15 protein-coding genes are annotated in these 17,081 nt (G+C 74.1%); 8 read left to right on the top strand and 7 right to left on the bottom strand.

What is annotated here, in order from left to right:
• Positions 1 to 55: 55 nt before the first annotated feature.
• The 3 genes from IE313_RS24520 to IE313_RS24510 are packed head-to-tail and all read left to right on the top strand — an operon-like array spanning position 56 to position 3,572.
• A complete protein-coding gene (locus IE313_RS24520; RefSeq protein WP_189935823.1) occupies positions 56 to 1,201 on the top strand; it encodes a zinc-dependent alcohol dehydrogenase in 1,146 nt (381 codons plus the stop codon).
• Positions 1,198 to 2,571, top strand: a complete 1,374-nt coding sequence (locus tag IE313_RS24515; protein WP_189935822.1) for an amylo-alpha-1,6-glucosidase — start codon at positions 1,198 to 1,200, stop codon at positions 2,569 to 2,571. Before IE313_RS24520 ends, IE313_RS24515 begins: the two co-directional genes overlap by 4 nt.
• Entirely contained in the window at positions 2,568 to 3,572 is a 1,005-nt protein-coding gene (locus IE313_RS24510; RefSeq protein ID WP_189935820.1) for a Gfo/Idh/MocA family protein, read from the top strand. Before IE313_RS24515 ends, IE313_RS24510 begins: the two co-directional genes overlap by 4 nt.
• A 183-nt stretch (positions 3,573 to 3,755) precedes the next feature.
• Here IE313_RS24510 and IE313_RS24505 read toward each other — a convergent pair whose 3' ends face one another.
• From IE313_RS24505 to IE313_RS24490, 4 genes are read right to left on the bottom strand one after another with little or no spacing between them, the layout of a single operon-like run.
• Positions 3,756 to 4,898: an XdhC family protein gene (locus tag IE313_RS24505; RefSeq protein ID WP_189935819.1), complete on the bottom strand. Its 1,143-nt coding sequence runs from the start codon at positions 4,896 to 4,898 to the stop codon at positions 3,756 to 3,758.
• Positions 4,891 to 7,032 (bottom strand): xanthine dehydrogenase family protein molybdopterin-binding subunit, encoded by a 2,142-nt coding sequence (locus IE313_RS24500; RefSeq protein WP_189935818.1) that lies wholly within the window; start codon positions 7,030 to 7,032, stop codon positions 4,891 to 4,893. The genes IE313_RS24505 and IE313_RS24500 overlap by 8 nt, the downstream gene beginning before the upstream one ends.
• Positions 7,029 to 8,021: an FAD binding domain-containing protein gene (locus IE313_RS24495; RefSeq protein ID WP_189935816.1), complete on the bottom strand. Its 993-nt coding sequence runs from the start codon at positions 8,019 to 8,021 to the stop codon at positions 7,029 to 7,031. The genes IE313_RS24500 and IE313_RS24495 overlap by 4 nt, the downstream gene beginning before the upstream one ends.
• Positions 8,018 to 8,566, bottom strand: a complete 549-nt coding sequence (locus IE313_RS24490; RefSeq protein ID WP_189935815.1) for a (2Fe-2S)-binding protein — start codon at positions 8,564 to 8,566, stop codon at positions 8,018 to 8,020. The genes IE313_RS24495 and IE313_RS24490 overlap by 4 nt, the downstream gene beginning before the upstream one ends.
• A 272-nt stretch (positions 8,567 to 8,838) precedes the next feature.
• On the opposite strand from IE313_RS24490, the gene IE313_RS24485 reads away from it, so the two are divergent.
• The 3 genes from IE313_RS24485 to IE313_RS24475 all read left to right on the top strand — a co-directional run bounded on the left by IE313_RS24485 (position 8,839) and on the right by IE313_RS24475 (position 11,670).
• Entirely contained in the window at positions 8,839 to 9,414 is a 576-nt protein-coding gene (locus tag IE313_RS24485; protein WP_189935814.1) for a TetR/AcrR family transcriptional regulator, read from the top strand.
• Positions 9,415 to 9,634: 220 nt separating this feature from the next.
• Positions 9,635 to 11,152 carry a PA0049 C-terminal domain-containing protein gene (locus IE313_RS24480; protein WP_229924911.1) on the top strand — a complete coding sequence of 506 codons (1,518 nt, stop codon included), beginning with the start codon at positions 9,635 to 9,637 and terminating at the stop codon, positions 11,150 to 11,152.
• A 287-nt stretch (positions 11,153 to 11,439) separates the two neighbouring features.
• Entirely contained in the window at positions 11,440 to 11,670 is a 231-nt protein-coding gene (locus IE313_RS24475; protein ID WP_189935813.1) for an EF-hand domain-containing protein, read from the top strand.
• A gap of 42 nt (positions 11,671 to 11,712) precedes the next feature.
• Here IE313_RS24475 and IE313_RS24470 read toward each other — a convergent pair whose 3' ends face one another.
• The 3 genes from IE313_RS24470 to IE313_RS24460 all read right to left on the bottom strand — a co-directional run bounded on the left by IE313_RS24470 (position 11,713) and on the right by IE313_RS24460 (position 14,197).
• On the bottom strand, positions 11,713 to 12,543 hold the full coding sequence (locus IE313_RS24470; RefSeq protein ID WP_189935811.1) for an alpha/beta fold hydrolase: 831 nt from the start codon (positions 12,541 to 12,543) through the stop codon (positions 11,713 to 11,715).
• Positions 12,544 to 12,674: 131 nt separating this feature from the next.
• Positions 12,675 to 13,076 (bottom strand): RidA family protein, encoded by a 402-nt coding sequence (locus tag IE313_RS24465; protein ID WP_189935809.1) that lies wholly within the window; start codon positions 13,074 to 13,076, stop codon positions 12,675 to 12,677.
• Positions 13,073 to 14,197 (bottom strand): acyl-CoA dehydrogenase family protein, encoded by a 1,125-nt coding sequence (locus tag IE313_RS24460; RefSeq protein WP_189935808.1) that lies wholly within the window; start codon positions 14,195 to 14,197, stop codon positions 13,073 to 13,075. Before IE313_RS24460 ends, IE313_RS24465 begins: the two co-directional genes overlap by 4 nt.
• Before the next feature lie 121 nt (positions 14,198 to 14,318).
• Between IE313_RS24460 and IE313_RS24455 the strand changes: the two genes are divergently transcribed.
• Both IE313_RS24455 and IE313_RS24450 read left to right on the top strand, forming a co-directional pair.
• Positions 14,319 to 16,148: an AMP-binding protein gene (locus tag IE313_RS24455; protein ID WP_308439209.1), complete on the top strand. Its 1,830-nt coding sequence runs from the start codon at positions 14,319 to 14,321 to the stop codon at positions 16,146 to 16,148.
• 4 nt (positions 16,149 to 16,152) lie between these two features.
• Entirely contained in the window at positions 16,153 to 16,989 is an 837-nt protein-coding gene (locus IE313_RS24450; RefSeq protein WP_189935805.1) for a PaaX family transcriptional regulator, read from the top strand.
• The last annotated feature ends 92 nt before the right edge of the window (positions 16,990 to 17,081 follow it).

Genomic DNA, 17,081 nt, shown 5'->3' with positions numbered 1-17,081 from the left:
CTTCGGGCCGGGCGCGACACGAGCGTTCCACTTTCACCTGCAAAGGATTACCCCCATGCGCGCCTACCTGCTGTCCGGCCCCGGACGGCTGGGCCTGGACACCGTTCCCGACCCGGTGTGCGGTCCCGACGAGGTCACCCTGCGGACGGAGTCCGTATCGCTCTGCTCGACCGACATCTCCTACTTCCGCGGCCACCTGTTCCCCGACGCGTGGCCGATCATCCCCGGACACGAGTACGTCGGCAGGGCGGTCCAGGTCGGTGCCGACCTGCGCGGCGTCATACGCGAAGGCGACCGCGTCTGCTACTGGGGCCAGACCGACTTCGGCGGCCTGGCCGACTACCGGACCATCCGGCCGCTGTTCGCCGCCGACCTCGGCGCCTCCCAGGAGACCTCCTGGTACACCGAGCGGCACTTCTACGACGCCCACCAGGCCGCGGCGGTCGTCGTGCCCTCCGAACTGCCCGGCCACCTGGCCACCGTCGTCGAACCGCTCACGTCCGTGCTGCGTTCGCTGCTGGTCAACGCCCCCAAGCCCGGTGACGACTGCGTGCTGCTCGGCTGCGGCCCCAGCGGGCTGCTGGCCCTCCAGGTGATGCTGCGCTACTTCGGCGTGCGCTCGGTGACCGTCTTCGACCTGGACGACGCCCGGCTGGCCCGCGCCGCGGCGGCGGGGGCGACGACCGTGTTCAACCTCGGACGGCAGGTCCCGGAGGTCGAGGCGATGATCGCCGAGCACCAGGACCGGTACGCGGACTACGTCTTCGACGCCCTGCCGCACGTGGACGCACACGACGGCCCCGACGCCCGCGAACTCGCCATGGGCCTGCTGCGGCCCGGGGGCGACTACGTCGTCTACGGCGCCACCGGCCTGCGGCAGTCGATCAGCTCCTGGATGATCCTCGCCAAGGGCCTGCGGCTGAGGGCCACGCCCTTCGACGTGCGGGCGTTCTCTATGACCCGCTCCGCCCACGTCGCCCGGGTCGCGCTGGACCTCATCACCCACGGTGTCGTGGACGCCGGCTCGGTGGTGACCTCGCACCTGTCCTTCGACGACGAGGCCGCCGTGCGCGACGCCTTCGAGAACTACGGCGCCTTCGGCGGCATGAAGCCCTCGATCACCACCGCGGCGCTGCCCGGGGAGCCGGTGTCCGTCCAGGCGGACGAGGGCGTCCCGCAGACGAGCGGCTCGCTGCTGTGACCCCCGCCTCCCGTCAGGCCGCCGCGCCCCGCGCGGCGGCCGCGCCCGCCTCTGACACGGCCGGGTCGGCCTCGGACACGGCCCGGGCAGCCGCGGCCCATGCGCTCGGCACGCTGGCGGCCAACCACCGCACCGGCACCGACCGCGGCCTGGTGTACGACTTCACCTGCCCCTCGCCGGACAGCTACCCCTTCCAGTGGGCCTGGGACAGCTCGTACCACGCGATCGCACTCAGCCGCGTCGACCCCCGGCGGGCGGCCGCCGAGATCGACACGCTCCTGAAGGGGATCGCGCCCGACGGCTTCCTCGCCCACATGCTGCTGTGGCAGGAGAACCTGCGGGCCCGGGCCACCGCGGACTTCCGGATAGCCCTGTGGAACGGCTGGACCTCGATCACCCTGGCACCGCCCGTGCTGGCCAGGGCGATCGAACGGGTCCACGCGGTCAACGGGGACGACGCCTGGCTGGCTTCCGTACTGCCCGGGGCCAGGGCCTTCTTCGACTGGCTGCACCGGCACCGCGCCCTACCCGACGGGCTGCTGGCCATCCACCAGCCGGACGAGTCCGGTCTCGACTCCAGCAGCAAGTACGACGAGGCGCTGGGCATCGCGGGGACGCCGACCGCCGAGGTCTCGGCGCGCTGGCACCAGGCCATGCGCGATCTGCTGGAGCACTACGAGTCCGGGCGGCGGCCCGACTCCGCCCCCACCGGCTCCGGCGGGTTCCGCTGGGTCGACGTCCTGTTCAACACGGTCTACGCCGACGGCCTGGCCGCCCTGTCCCGGCTGCTGGCCGCCGGCTCCGCAGGGGAGCCGGCGGCGCAGGTCTACGCCGCACGCTCGCGCCAGGTGGCGGACGCGCTGGTGGCACGCTGCTGGGACGAGGACACGGGCGCGTTCTTCGACATCGACCTGCGCACCGGCGAGCAGCAGAGGATCCTCACCGCCTCCTCGCTCTTCCCGATCCTGCTGGAGCAGGTCCCCGACCGGCTCGCCCAGCGCGTCATCGACGAACACCTGCTCAACCCCGCGCAGTTCTGGCTCCCCCATCCGGTGCCCAGCGTCGCGGCGGACGAGCCGACGTTCGATCCGCACTTCGAGACCGGGGCCATCTTCCGCGGATCTAGCTGGGTCAACCTCAACTGGTACCTGTACGGGGGACTGCGGTCCCGCGGACGGCACGAGGCTGCGCGCGAACTGGCGCACCGCACGGTGCGGATGACGGCGCAGTCCGGCATGCGGGAGTGCTACGACCCCCTGACCGCGGCGGGCCACGGAGCCTCCTCCTTCGGCTGGAGCTCCCTCGTGCTCGACCTGATGGGCGCGGAGGACATGGCGTGGCAGGACACGGCGGCGGAGGCGGACGCGTGAGCCCGGCGGACAAAAGCGCCGGCGCCCCGGCGGCCCGCCGCGCCGGCACCGTCGGATGGGGGTTCCTCGGCGCCGGCCACATCGCCACAGCCAACGTGGGCCCGGCCGTGCGCGGCCTGGCCGGGGCCGAACTGCGTGCCGCCGCGGGACGCGACCGGCGGCGCACGGGCGCGCTGGGCGCGGCGGCGTGCTACCCCGACTACGCGGACCTGCTCGCGGACGACTCCGTGGACGTGGTCTACATCGCCCTGCACAACAGCGCCCACGCGCAATGGGCGGTACGTGCCCTGGAAGCCGGCAGGCATGTGCTGTGCGAGAAGCCGCTCGGGCTGTCCGCGGCCGAGGTGGAGACCATGGCACGGGCAGCCGCGGCCTCGGGCCGGCTGCTGGTCGAGGCCACGTGGAACCGGTGGCATCCGCAGACCAGGGACCTCGCGCGGCTCCTGGCCGAGGGCGTCGTCGGGGAGGTCAGGCACGTGGCGGCCGTCTTCGACGGGGCCGACCCCGACCCGGACAACTACCGCCGGGTCGCCGCGCTCGGCGGCGGCGCCCTGTGGGACGTGGGCTGCTACGCGGTGGCGGCGGTCCTGGCCGCCTACGGCTGGGCGGCGCCCACCGTCACCGCGGTGCGCCGCGACACCTGGCCCGGTGGCTCGGCCGACGTGCGCACCTCCGTCGACCTGGGGTTCGCGCACGGCACCGCGACCGTCCTGGCCTCCCTCAGCGGCACCGGGCAGGAATCCCTGGTGATCACCGGAACCGGTGGAACCCTCTGTATGGACCACCCGTTCACCGCGGGGCGCGGCCCCGCCGAGATCCGGCTGGAAACCGTCCGTGGCTCGCAGGTGCGGCACTATCCGCCGGTCGACCCGTACGCGTTGATGGCGGCCGAGGTCACCCGCGCCGCCGCCGGCGACCCGTCGGCCTTCCTCGTCCCGCTGGACCAGTCGCTGGCCGTGGCCGGGGCACTGGACTCGATACGGCGTGCCGCGCCCGTGTGAGCCATCCCGCGTGTGCTCCGTCGGGCACCGCCCCTGCGCGTGGCACTGCCCCTGCGCGTTCCCGACGGGCAGGGGCGTTCCCGCGGGGCGCGGGCCCCGGACCGGCACGGCAGCACCCGGTGCGTCCGTTCGAGCGGTTGGTCCCGAACGGACGCACCGGGCGTTCACGACGCGTGGCACGCGTCAGGCGGCCGCGGCGGCGCCCCGTCCTGGCGTGTCACGGTGGATGGGCGTGCCCGAGCCGGTCAGGGGCGAGCCCGTGCCTCCCCGGCGGGCGGCGACGATCTCCGCCGCGATGGACAGGGCGGTCTCCTCGGGGGTGCGGGCACCGAGGTCCAGCCCGATCGGTGACCTCAGCCGGGCCAGTTGCTGCTCGCTGACGCCTACCGCCCGCAGCCGGCGCTCACGGTCCGCGTGGGTGCGGCGCGAGCCCATCGCGCCGACGAACGCGACCGGCAGCCGAAGGGCCTCCTCCAGCAGGGGTATGTCGAACTTGGGGTCGTGGGTGAGCACGCACAGGGCGGTGCGCCCGTCGGTCGCCGTGCCGCGCAGATAGCGGTGCGGCCAGTCGATGACGATCTCGTCCGCCTCGGGGAAGCGGGCCCGCGTGGCGAACACGGGGCGGGCGTCGCACACGGTGACGTGGTACCCGAGGAACTTGCCCGCCCTCACCAGCGCCGAGGCGAAGTCGATCGCCCCGAAGACGATCATGCGCGGCGGCGGCAGGCTCGACTCGACGAACAGCGTGAGGCCACCGGGACAGTGCAGGCCGTCTTCCGACAGGTCGACCGTGCCGGTGCGGCCGGTGTCCAGCATGGCCCCGGCCGCGGCGGCCGCCGCCCGGTCCAGTTCCTCATGCCCGCCGAGGCCGCCCCCGTACGACCCGTCGGGGTGTACGAGCAGCGCCCTGCCGAGGAGTTCGTCGGGACCGCGGGCGACACGGGCCAGTGCCGCCCCCTCTCCGCGGGCGGCGGCGGACAGGGCGGCCGCGAGGTGCGCCCTGCCCGCCGCGTCCGTGCCGACCGGGGTGACGAGGACGTCCAGGACGCCGCCGCACGTCAGTCCGACCGCGAAGGCGTCCTCGTCGCTGTACCCGAACTGCTGGAGAACCGTCGTGCCGTCCTGGAGCGCCTGCACGCACAGGTCGTACACCGCTCCTTCCACGCAGCCTCCGGAGACGGAGCCGATGGCCGTGCCGGCGCTGTCGACGGCGAGGGCCGCGCCGGGGCTGCGCGGTGCGCTGCCCCGGACGGCCACGACGCTGGCGACGGCGAAGGCCCGGCCCTCCTCCATCCACCGGTTCAGCTCCTCGGCGAGATCAAGCACCACTCGCTCCCGTGCCCGCGAGCAGGACGCGGTCGGGCCTGATCGGCAGGCTCCGGTGCCGGACGCCGGTGGCGTGCCAGACCGCGTTGGCGATCGCGGCGGCGGCGCCCACGATGCCGATCTCGCCGACACCCTTGATCCCGACGGGGTCGTCCGGGTCCGTGTCGTCCACCCAGTCCGCCTCGATGGTGGGGACGTCGGCGTGGGTGGCGATGTGGTAGCCCGCGAAGTCGGCTCCGACGAGGCCGCCGGAGGCCGCGTCCCTGATCGCCTCCTCGTGCAGTGCCATGGAGATGCCCCAGGTCATGCCGCCGACGAGCTGGCTGCGTGCGGTCAGGGGGTTGACGATCCGGCCCGCCGCGAAGATCCCGAGCATCCGCCGCACGCGCACCTCGCCGGTGGTGACGTCCACGGCCACCTCGGCGAACTGCGCCCCGAACGAGTGCCGTTCCTTGGCCGCGAGGGCGCCGATGGCCTCGGCGGTGTCCGAGCGGGCCGTGATGCCCTCCGGGGGGATGTCGCCGTCCAGGGCCAGTCGCTCGCGCAGGTCGCGGGCGGCCGCCGTGACCGCCCAGGACCACGAGCGGGTGCCCATGGAGCCGCCGGCGATGAAGGCCTGGCCGAAGTCGCTGTCCCCGATCCGCACGCGGACGCGGTCCGGCGCCACCTGGAGGGCGTCGGCGGCGACGAGGCACAGGGCGGTGCGTGCGCCGGTGCCGATGTCCGCCGCGGTGATCCGCACGGTGAAGGTGCCGTCCGCCTGCGCCGTCACCGCGGCCGTGGACGGGGCGGCTCCGGAGGGGAAGAAGGCACCCGCCGTACCGGTGCCCAGGAGCCAGCGTCCGTCGCGGCGCAGGCCGGGCCGCGGGTCCCGGTCCGCCCAGCCGAACCTGCGGGCGCCCTCCTGGAAGCAGGCGAGGAGGTTGCGGCTGCTGAACGGCAGGCCGGACAGGGGGCCGATGCGGGGCTCGTTGCGTACGCGCAACGCGATCGGGTCGATGCCGGACTTCTCGGCGAGCTCGTCGAGCGCCGACTCCAGCGCGAAGGACCCCGGCGCCTCACCGGGTGCGCGCATCCAGGTGGGCGTCGGCACATCGAGCGGGACCAGCCGGTTGACCGTGTGATGGGCGTCGGCGTCGTACATGACCCGCGCCACGGAGGCGCCCGGCTCGACGAACTCGAACACGGTCGACGTGGGGTTCAGGGAGAGGTGCTCCAGTGCGCGCAGCCGCCCGTCGGCGTCGGCGCCGAGCCTGACCCGCTGCGTCGTGGGACTCCGGTAGCCGACCAGCGAGAACATCTGACGGCGGGTCAGGACGACCCGGACCGGGCGCTGGAGGACGGTCGCGGCCATCACCGCGGACACCTGGTGCGCGCGGACGCCCTTGCACCCGAAGCCGCCGCCGACGTGTTCGGAGCGTACCCGCACGGAGGACGGATCGAGCGAGAACAGCCTCGCCAGCTCGTTGGCCACCCACATGCTGCCCTGGTTGGAGTCGACGACCTCCAGGCGGCCGCCGTCCCACCGGGCCGTCGCCGCATGCGGCTCCATCGGGTTGTGGTGCTCCTCCGGCGTGCTGTACTCCTCGTCCACGACGAGGGCGGACGCGCCGAGTTCCGCCTCCACGTCCCCCTTCGTGGCCTCCGCCGGGGCGTGCGGGGCGTCGTAGGCGTACGCGGCCGGGTGCCCGGCGTGGAAGGCGACGTCGTGCGGCTCCTCCTCGTAGTGCACGACCAGCGTCTCGGCGGCCTCCCTGGCCTGCTCGGACGTCTCGGCGACGACGAGCGCCACCGGCCAGCCCGCGTGCGGCACCCGGTCGTGCTGGAAGACGACGGAGGCCGGGTCGGGACGGACGCCGAGCAGGCCGACGTAGTCGCTCTCCAGGTGCGGGGCGTTGCCGTGGTGCAGGACGCCGAGCACGCCGGGCATCCGCAGGACGGGCTCCGCCTCCACCGAGCGGATGCGGCCCCGGGCCACGGTGGACAGCACCAGCCAGCCGTACGCGAGGTCGGCGTAGGGGATGTCCCCCGCGTAGCGTGCCGTTCCCGTGACCTTCTCCGGGCCCTCCACACGGGTGTGCGGGGTGCCGACGGAGCCGCGCGTCACCGTGGTCTCAGCCGTGGTCGTGGTCATCGGGCGGCCTCCTCGGTCAGTTCGGTCAGCACGGCCACCATGAGGTTGCGCATCAGGGTCACCTTGTAGGCGTTGTGGGGCAGCGGCTCGGCGGCGGTCAGTTCGGCGTCGGCAGCGGCGGCGAACGCCTCGGCGCCGGCCTGCGCGCCGATCAGCGTCCGCTCGGCGGTGCGGGCCCGCCACGGGCGGGACGCGACCGCCCCGAAGGCCAGGCGCACGTCGTGTACGGCCCCGTCGCGGACGTCGACCGCCGCGGCGACCGAGCCGATCGCGAAGGCGTACGAGGCGCGCTCGCGCACCTTGCGGTAGCGCGAGTGGGCGGCGACCGGAGCGGGGGGCAGCGTGACGCCCGTGATCAGCGCCCCGGACGGCAGGGCGGTCTCCAGGTGCGGGGTGTCGCCCACCGGCAGGTAGAACTCGCTGAGCGGCAGCTCGCCCGGCCCGTCTGCGGTCTCGTAGGAGACGACGGCGTCGAAGGCCGCCAGCGCCACACCCATGTCCGACGGGTGGACGGCCACGCAGTGGCCGGAGGCGCCCAGGATCGCGTGGTTGTGGTGCTCGCCCTCGATCGCGGGGCACCCGCTGCCCGGAACGCGCTTGTTGCACGGGCGCGAGACGTCGCCGAAGTAGCCGCAGCGGGTGCGCTGGAGCAGGTTCCCGCCGACCGTGGCCATGTTGCGCAGTTGCCCCGAGGCGCCGGCCAGGACCGCCTGCGCCAGCGCCGGGTACCGGCGGCGGACCTCGGGATGGGCGGCGAGGTCGCTGTTGGTGACGGTGGCCCCGATGCGCAGGCCGCCGTCCTCGCCCGCCTCGATCCGGTCGAGGGGGAGCCGGCGGATGTCGACGAGCCGGGCGGGCCGTTCGACGCCGGTCTTCATCAGGTCGACCAGGTTGGTTCCGCCACCGAGGAAGCGTGCGTCGGGGTCGTCGCCGAGCAGGGCGAGGGCGCCGGACACGTCCGTGACGCGCTGGTAGTCGAACTCCCTCATGCCACGGCCTCGCCTTCGAGCGGGGTGGCCGCCTTGGCGACCGCATCGACGATCGACACATAGGCGGCGCAGCGGCACAGGTTGCCGCTCATCCGCTCCCGGATCTCGTCGGTGGTCAGGGGAGGTGGTCCCGCCTCCGGCCGGACGTCCTCGGTGACGGCGCTCGGCCAGCCCGCCGCGTGCTCCTGCAGCATCGCGACGGCCGAACAGATCTGCCCCGGCGTGCAGTAGCCGCACTGGTATCCGTCGAGGTCGAGGAACGCCTGCTGCACCGGGTGCAGCCGGTCGCCGTCGGCCACGCCCTCGATGGTGGTGATCTCGCGCCCTTCGGCGGCCACCGCGAACTGCAGGCAGGACACGACGCGGCGGCCGTCGAGCAGGACGGTGCAGGCGCCGCACTGGCCCTGGTCGCAGCCCTTCTTGGTGCCGGTCAGATCGAGACGCTCGCGCAGGGCGTCGAGCAGCGTGGTGCGGTGGTCGACGGACAGCGTGTACTTCTCGCCGTTGATGTTCAAGGTGACGCCGCTGGACGTCGATGGGGCCATGCTCAGCCTTCTTTCACACACCCGGAATGCGTTCGGGGAACGATCCGGCAGGCAGTCGAATCTGGAGACAAGCGGATGTCGCGGCGGTGACGACGGGCCCGGCGCACACGTGATGCGCGAAGGCGCCGATGGCGGTGGCCCACTGGTCGCCCGCACTGACCGGAAACCACCGCTATGCTGGAACGAACCGGACGGTCGTCCGCTATCGGAAACGTACTGGACAACCGTCCGCTTAGCAAGGCCAATTGGCGCCGGCCGGTGAGGAGTGACGAGTGCAGGAGAAGAAGGCACCTCTGCGCTCGGACGCGCAACGCAACCGCGAGCGCATCCTCGAAGTGGCGCTCGCGGAACTGACCCTGTGCGCCGAGGTCCCGCTCAGCACCATCGCCAAGAAGGCGGGCGTCGGCCAGGGCACGTTCTACCGCAACTTCCCCAGCCGCGAGGCGCTCGTGCTGGAGATCTACCGCTACGAGATGCAGCAGGTCGCCGAGACCGCGGCCCGGCTGCTCAGCACCCGCGCCCCCGACCGGGCGCTCAGGGAGTGGATGGACCGCCTCGCCCAGTTCGCCATGGCCAAGGCCGGTCTGGCGGACGCGATCCGACAGGCCACCAGCGCACCGGGGACGCCGGCGAAGCCGGGCCACGGCGCGGTGAGCTCGGCGGCCGAACTCCTGCTGCGGGCCGGCGAGGAGGCCGGCACCATCCGCCCGGGCGTGACCGCGGACGACTTCCTCCTCGCCATAGCCGGCCTCTGGCAGATGGACCCCCGCGGGGACTGGCAACCGCGCGCCGCCCGGCTCCTCGACCTGGTCATGGACGGGCTGCGCGCGGGGGCAACCGGCCGGTGAGGGCCCCCGACCGCCGCCGAGCCGCCTCCTCCTCCCTCCTCCCCCGCAGGCACCGCCCCACCCCGCCCGGCCCCAGCGTCCCGGTACGAACCGGGCGAAACTCCCACCAGGGCTGACGGGACCAAGTCCCCGCAGAAGCGGTTGCCTTGACGCGCATGCCGGGCGGACAAAGGATTGGCGCGATCACGTGACACGTGCCACGTGACATTCGAGTGAGGCGGTGAGTTCTCTGTTCCGTTCCACGATCAAGGCTGCCGCGGCGGCCCTCGCCGTGCTGTCGGCGACAACTCCCCTGTGGGCCGCCGGGCCTGCTTCGGCCGGGGCCGGCGGGCCGCGGTGCGTCGGCTCCGCCGCACCCCTGTCGGTCGAGGAGAGCCGGCTGAGCTGGGTCCTGCCCGACGACGCCGACCCCGCGAGACCCGAGCCGACGTCGTTCGCGCAGCAGATGATCAAGGGTGGCGGGTTCCAGGACTACGGCCCGGCGTTCACACGGGCCCTGTGCGGTGCGCCGAGCCTTGAGGCCGCGACGGCACTGGTGAAGCACGAGGGCCAGGACCTCTGGCAGGCGGCGGTGAAGCGGGCGCAACGGCGCGGCGGGGTCAGCGGCGACCTCCCCTACAGCGACGACCGCCCGCTCTACTGGACCCGCCTGCAGTCGACCGCCACGCTGCGCCGCTGGACACCGGACTTCTCCCTGTCCGACACGCAGCGGTCCGCGCTCATCACGGCGTTCGACCGGGCCTCGCGGGGGATGTTCGACATCGACTTCCCCGCCGGCAAGGGCGTCAAGCGCGTCCTCATGAGCGGCTTCGACCCCTACACCCTGGACGGCGGCACCACCGGTGGCGCGGCGGGGACGGTCGGCAACAACATCCGCCACGGCAACCCGTCCGGTGCCACCGCGCTCGCGCTCGACGGCACCACGTACAAGACCGGGGACGGGCGGACCGCCTACGTCCAGGCCTACACCCTGCCGGTCAACTACACGGAGTTCCAGGCGGGTTACCTGGAGGACACCGTCGGGCCGTTCATGCGTCCGGGTCCCCGGCGCGTCGACGCGTCGGTCACGGTGAGCCAGGCCGGTGGCTCGGTGTTCGACCTCGAACAGTGGAACGGCCGCTACCACGGAGTCTCGCCGGGCAACGACCACAGCCAGCCCTGCCCGACCCTGAACGGGGCCCCGCAGCTCGCGGTCGACAACCACGACTGCGACTCCGCGGTCGTCGAACGCTGGGGCGGGCCGAAGGAGTTCAGCCTGACCGATCCGCCGCAGTGGACCACCACGACGCTGCCGATCGCACAGATGATCAGGGCGGACACCGGCGCCTCGATACCCCGCCCGCCCGGCGACGAGTGGCCCGACCAGTCCGTGGCGTTCGGCGTGGTCTGGCACACCAACTACACCGAGTTCCCCGACTGCTCCTCGACCCGGCAGGTGACCCGCAACAACCCGCCGCCCACGGACTACCCGCCGACGACCGCCCCGACGCCGCCGGACCCCGGCTCGTGCTCCTACAGCGGTGGCGGCGGCAACTACCTGTCCAACGAGAGCGGCTACCGCAACACCCTGCTCCGGGACCGCATGGGCCTGAAGATCCCGGCCGGCCACATCCACACGCCGGACATGCAGCGCTTCGAGAGGCCGTTCGACGTGAGCGACAGCACCTTCGACGCCTGGCGCCTCGCCATCGTCGCGCAGGCCGGCAACCTCCTCCACGTGGTCGCCGACAACTCCTGAGCACCCCGCACGGCCGCAGGCCGCGCCGGGCAACGCGGCCGCCGCACCGGTTCCCCGGTGCGGCGGCCGCCGCCGTCCCGTCCGTCCCCCCGGGGCCTGGCGTGCGAGCCGGCGACCGCCGCGCCCTCGCGCATCCGCGGCCACCCGGCAGCCCCGGCACGCGCCGACCGCAACCGCCACGCCCCCGCACCACCTCGTCCGGCGGTGATCAGTAAGCTGTGCGGCCGTTGACCCCCTTGATCCACTCACCTTGAAGCACTCACCTTGAGCCACCTACCGCGGGAGTGATGGCAGTGACCGGTATCGACACGGCGCGCACGGTGTTCGACGCCTTCGACGTCAACGGGGACGGACTCCTCACGGCGGCCGAGTTCCGCCAGGTCATGGCGGAACTGGGGGTCGCGACCCTCACCCTGGAGGAGGCGCAGGCGCTCCTGGACCGCCAGGACACGGACGCCGACGGCACGGTGTCGTTCGACGAGTTCTGGAACGCCTACCAGCGCAGCGGACGCGGCTGACGACCGAGCCCGGCGCGCCGCGGCGCCACCGCGGGCCCGGCCTCACGCCCCCGTCGCCGCGATGAACTCCCGCAGCAGCTCCACCAGCCGCTCCGGCTGGTCCTCGGCGATCAGGGTGCGGGAGTCGTCGACCACGTCGAGCCGCCCCCGCGGCAGCAGCCCGGCCAGCCTGGTGCCGTGCTCGCGCGGCATCATCACGTCGTCCCCGGCCCACACCACCAGCGCGGGCCCCTCGAACCGCCGCAGGCCCCCCACCGCTTCGAGCAGTTCCGTCCTTCGCACGTGCCTGACGTAGTGGCGCAGGTCCGCGCGGATGGCGGGGTCGGTGCGCAGCGGACGCAGCCAGCCGTCGACGATGTCGTCGGGGACGGGGCGCCTGGTGAGCGCGCCCAGGCCGAGGGGCAGCCGGCGCAGCGGCTTCAGGCCGAGCACCCTGGCCATCAGGGCGAGGCCGCCGGGCGTCCGGGCTGCGGCACCGATCATCTTGCCGGGCAGTCCCGGCGGGTAGTTGTCGAAGGCCTCGCAGGACATCAGGACGAGCCGGGCCAGCCGCTGCGGGTGCCGCGCGGCCACGGTCTGGGCACGGCCGCAGTCGCTCTCGACGAGGGTGACCCCGTGCAGGTCGAGCCGGTCGAGGAACTCCGCGACGAGATCGTTCACGAGGTCGGGGGTGGGCGGCAGGTCCATGGGGACGCGGTGCGCGCCGTACGGCAGCGTCGGGGTGATCACGCGGTGGTCCTCGCGCAGGCCCGGTACCACCTTGCGCCAGACCGTGGCATCGTGCACGAGACCGTGCAGCAGGACGACCACGGGGCCCTCGCCGCCGGTGTCCCCGTACCTGATGGTCCCCGCGGTGAGTGCGATCTCCGGCATGGCGGACGCTCCTTTGTGGTCCGACGGCCCTGCCCGCGCCCGCGCGGGACGTCCGGCGAGCCGTGCGGGCACCGGGACCACGATGCCATGCCGGTCCGCCCGCCGGAGCGTCGTTGCGCCCGCGGCCCCCGTCAGGCGAGCACCGCGATGCCGTCCAGTTCCACCAGCGCCCGCTCGTCCCACAGCCGCACGGCGCCGATCACCGCCATCGCCGGGTAGTCGCGGCCCGCGCGGGCGCGCCAGATGCGGCCGAGTTCCCGGGCGTGGGCGCGGTAGTCGGCGACGTCGGTGGCGTAGACGGTGACGCGGGCCAGGTCGGCGGGGGTCCCGCCGGCGGCGGCGAGCGCGGCCAGGAGGTTGTGCAGCGCGGTGTCGAACTGCTCGGGCAGCGTCTCGCCGGTGATCAGCCCGCTCCCGTCCAGCGCGGTCTGGCCGGCCAGGAAGACCAGCCGGGAGCCGGTCGCGGTGACGGCGTGCGAGAAGCCGGTGGGCGGTGCCAGCTCGGCCGGGTTGACGCGCTCCAGCGGGCTCATCGGTACAGCTCCTTCGCGATGACGGTGCGCTGCACCTCGCTGGCGCCCTCGTAGATCCGCGGGGCGCGCACCTCGCGGTAGAGATGCTCCAGCAGGTGGCCGCGGCGCAGCGCGCGGGCGCCGTGCAACTGGACGGCGGTGTCGACGACGTACTGGGCGGTCTCGGTGGCCAGCAGCTTGGCCATCGCGGAGGTCCGGGCGACGCCGTCGTCGCCGCGGTCGTAGGCGGCGGCCGCCGCGTAGACCAGCAGCCGGGCGGCCTCGGTGCGGGTGGCCATCTCGGCGACTTGGTGGGCGACGGCCTGCAGCTCGCTGAGCGTGCCGCCGAAGGCCCTGCGCCGCGCGGTGTGCCTGAGCGTGGCGTCCAGGGCGGCCTGGGCCATGCCGACCGCGAAGGCGCCCACGCTGGGCCGGAAGAGGTTGAGGGTCTCCATGGCGACCCGGAAGCCGCGGTCCGGCTCGCCGATCACATCGAGGGGGGTCACGGGCGTACCGTCGAACTCCAGGGCCCCGATGGGATGCGGGGAGAGCATGTCGAGCGGACTGCCGGTGAGGCCCGGCCGGCCGGCGGGAACCAGGAAGGCGGTGATGCCACGGGCGCCCGCACCCGGTGTGGTACGTGCGAAGACGGTGTAGAAGTCGGCTTCGGGAGCCTGCGAGATCCAGCACTTGCTGCCGGTGAGCCGCCAGCCGTAGCCTGCCGGATCGGGGTCGGCGGCGAGGGTGAGCGCCGCGGCGTCGGAGCCGGCGTCGGGCTCGCTCAGGGCGAAGGCGGCGGCCGCACGGCCGGTCGTGATCTCGGGCAGCCAGCGCTCGCGCTGCTCGGGCGTGCCCCTGGCCAGCACGGGATGGGCGCCGAGGCCCTGGAGGGCGAGGGCCGTCTCCCCTTCCGTGCAGGCGTACGCCAGCGACTCCCGCATGAGGCACAGGTCGAGAGCGCCGGAGGTGAAGAGCCTGCGCAGCAGGCCGAGGTCGCCGAGGGCCGCCAGCAGCGGACGGTTGAGGCGGCCGGGCGTACCGCACTCGGCGAGCGGCCGCAGCCGCTCGGCCCCGAGCGCCCGCAGCTCCTCGCACCAGGTGCGTCGTGCAGGGTCCAGCGCGAACACGGGCGTCACTGCCATCGGGCCCCCTCCCGATCCGCTTTATCGCGAACCGTTGACTGTCGTCACCATCACGATACGCTCGATGCGCGAGCCCACCACGACTTGTGCGAGCCCACCACCCCAAGGGGGCGAACCGCCCATGGACGCCGGGAACGCCGACCAGGCCGAGGACACCGGGGCCGTCCCGCGGCGCCCGCCGACCGCCGGGACGCCCGGCGGCGCGCGGGGCTCCGCGTGCGCACCGGGGCCGCCTCGGCGCGGTGCCGACGGTGCGGGCGCCGGTGCCGCCACCGCGCACACCGACACCTTCGCGCGCGACCGCCTGCCGCCCGCGTCCCAGTGGCCGCTGCTCACCTTCGACCTGCCCGAGCTGCGCTACCCGGCCAGGCTGAACTGCGGCGCCGAGCTGCTGGACGGCACGATCAGGCGGTTCGGGACCGACCGCGCCGCGTTCCGCACCCCGTCCGGCGAGATCTGGTCGTACGGCCGGCTGCGGGACCGCGTCGACCGGATCGCGCAGGTGCTGACCGGCCAGCTCGGTGTGCTGCCCGGCAACCGCGTGCTGCTGCGCGGCCCGACCACCCCCTGGCTCGCCGCGTGCTGGCTGGCGGTGATGAAGGCGGGCGGCATCGCGGTCACCGTGCTGGCCCAGCACCGCGCCCACGAACTGGCCGCCATCTGCCGGATCGCACGGGTCGGGCACGCGCTGTGCGACGCGCGCTCGGTCGACGACCTGGCCGCGGCGGGCGTGCCCGGGCTGCGCATCACGACCTTCGGAACGGGGGCGCCGGACGATCTGACGCACCGCTGCGCACGTGTGCCCGCGCCGGTCGCCCACCCTGCGGTGGACACCGCCGCCGACGACATCGCCCTGATCGCCTTCACCTCCGGCACCACCGGCCGCCCCAAGGGCTGCCTGCACTTCCACCGCGATGTGCTGGCGATCGCCGACACCTTCGCCCGGCACGTCCTCAAACCGGTGCCGGACGACGTGTTCACGGGCAGCCCTCCGCTGGGGTTCACGTTCGGCCTCGGCGGCCTCGTGGTCTTCCCGCTGCGCGCCGGCGCGAGCGCGCTGCTGCTCGAACACGCCGGCCCGCGCCGGCTGCTGCCCGAGATCGCGGCGCACGGCGTCTCGGTGCTGTTCACCGCGCCCACCGCCTACCGCACCATGCTGGACCTGCTCGACGGCCATGACGTGTCGTCACTGCGCCGCTGCGTGGCGGCGGGCGAGAACCTGCCGGCCGCCACCTGGCGGGCCTGGTACCGGCGCACCGGCCTGCGGATCATCAACGGCATCGGCGCCACGGAGCTGCTGCACATCTTCATATCCGCGGCGGACGGCGAGATCAGGCCCGGCACCACCGGCCGCCCGGTACCGGGCTGGCAGGCGCGCGTGGTGGACGCCGCGGGCCGGGAGGTTCCCGACGGGCGGCCCGGGCTGCTCGCGGTGCGCGGCCCGGTCGGCTGCCGCTACCTGGCCGACGCGCGCCAGAGCAGCTATGTGCGCGACGGCTGGAACATCACCGGGGACACCTACGTCCGCGACGCCGACGGCTACTTCCGCTATGTGGCGCGCGCCGACGACATGATCGTGTCGGCGGGCTACAACATCGCCGGCCCCGAGATCGAGGACGTCCTGCTGCGCCACCCGGACGTACGGGAGACGGCCGTGGTGGGCCGGCCCGATCCGGAGCGCGGCCAGATCGCCGTGGCCCACGTGGTGCTGCGCGAGGGCGCGGCCCCGGACGCCGAGGCGCTGCGCGAGTTCGTCAGGTCCGAACTCGCGCCGTACAAGTGCCCCCGCGAGATCGTCTTCTGCACGGCACTGCCCCACACGGCGACCGGCAAGCTCCAGCGGTTCCGGCTGCGCACGGCGGACGGGGAGCATCCGGGCGGCCCGGGTCCGACGGGTCCCCGGCACGGGGCGGACGGCCCGTACCGGCGTCCGCCGGGACCTCTAGAGTGATCACGTGTCCGAGCCGCCGCTCCCCCAGCACACCAGCGCGCACGCCCCGCGCTCGCTGATCGTCACCTTCTACGGCGCCTACGGCCGCGGCTTCCGGGGGCCCGTCCCCGTCGCGGAGCTCGTCCGGCTGCTGGGCACCGCGGGGGTGGACGCGCCGTCCGTGCGGTCGGCCGTGTCCCGGCTCAAGCGCCGCGGGCTGCTGGAGCCCGCCCGCACCGCGGCCGGCGCCGCCGGGTACGCGCTCTCGCCGGACGCACGGCAACTCCTCGACGACGGCGACCGCCGCATCTACCCGCACGAGCCGCCGCGCGCCGACGAAGGCTGGCTGCTCGCCGTCTTCAGCGTGCCGGAGGCCGAGCGCGCCAAGCGGCACGTGCTGCGCTCCCGGCTCGCGGGACTGGGCTTCGGCACCGCGGCGCCCGGCGTGTGGATCGCGCCCGCCCGGCTGCACGAGGAGACCCGGCACACCCTGCGGCGGCTCGGCCTCGAACCGTACGTGGAGCTGTTCCGGGGCGCGCACCTCGGCTTCGCGCCGACCGCGCGGTCCGTGGCGCGCTGGTGGGACCTGCCCGCCCTCGCCGCGCAGCACGAGCGCTTCCTCGCCGCGCACGAGCCGGTACTGGCCGCCTGGCGGCGCCGCACCGACACCCCGCCCGAGGATGCCTACCGCGACTACCTCCTCGCCCTCGACTCCTGGCGGCACCTCCCCTACACCGACCCCGGGCTGCCCGCCGAGCTGCTGCCCGCCGACTGGCCCGGCGGCGACTCGGCCGCGGTCTTCCAGGGCCTGCACACACGGCTGCGGGCCGCGGGCGAGCGGTTCGTGACCGGCGCCGGCTGAGCGGGCCGGGTGCCGCGCCCCGGCCACCGCTCGGGCATCCGTCCCGCGCTCGGGCATCCGCTCCGGCGCCGCCCCCTCTCCCTCGCCTTCCG

Origin of the sequence: Streptomyces sulfonofaciens (assembly GCF_014656295.1) — a bacterium.
Classification (GTDB): domain Bacteria; phylum Actinomycetota; class Actinomycetes; order Streptomycetales; family Streptomycetaceae; genus Streptomyces; species Streptomyces sulfonofaciens.
This window is presented reverse-complemented; position numbering and strand designations above follow the sequence as displayed.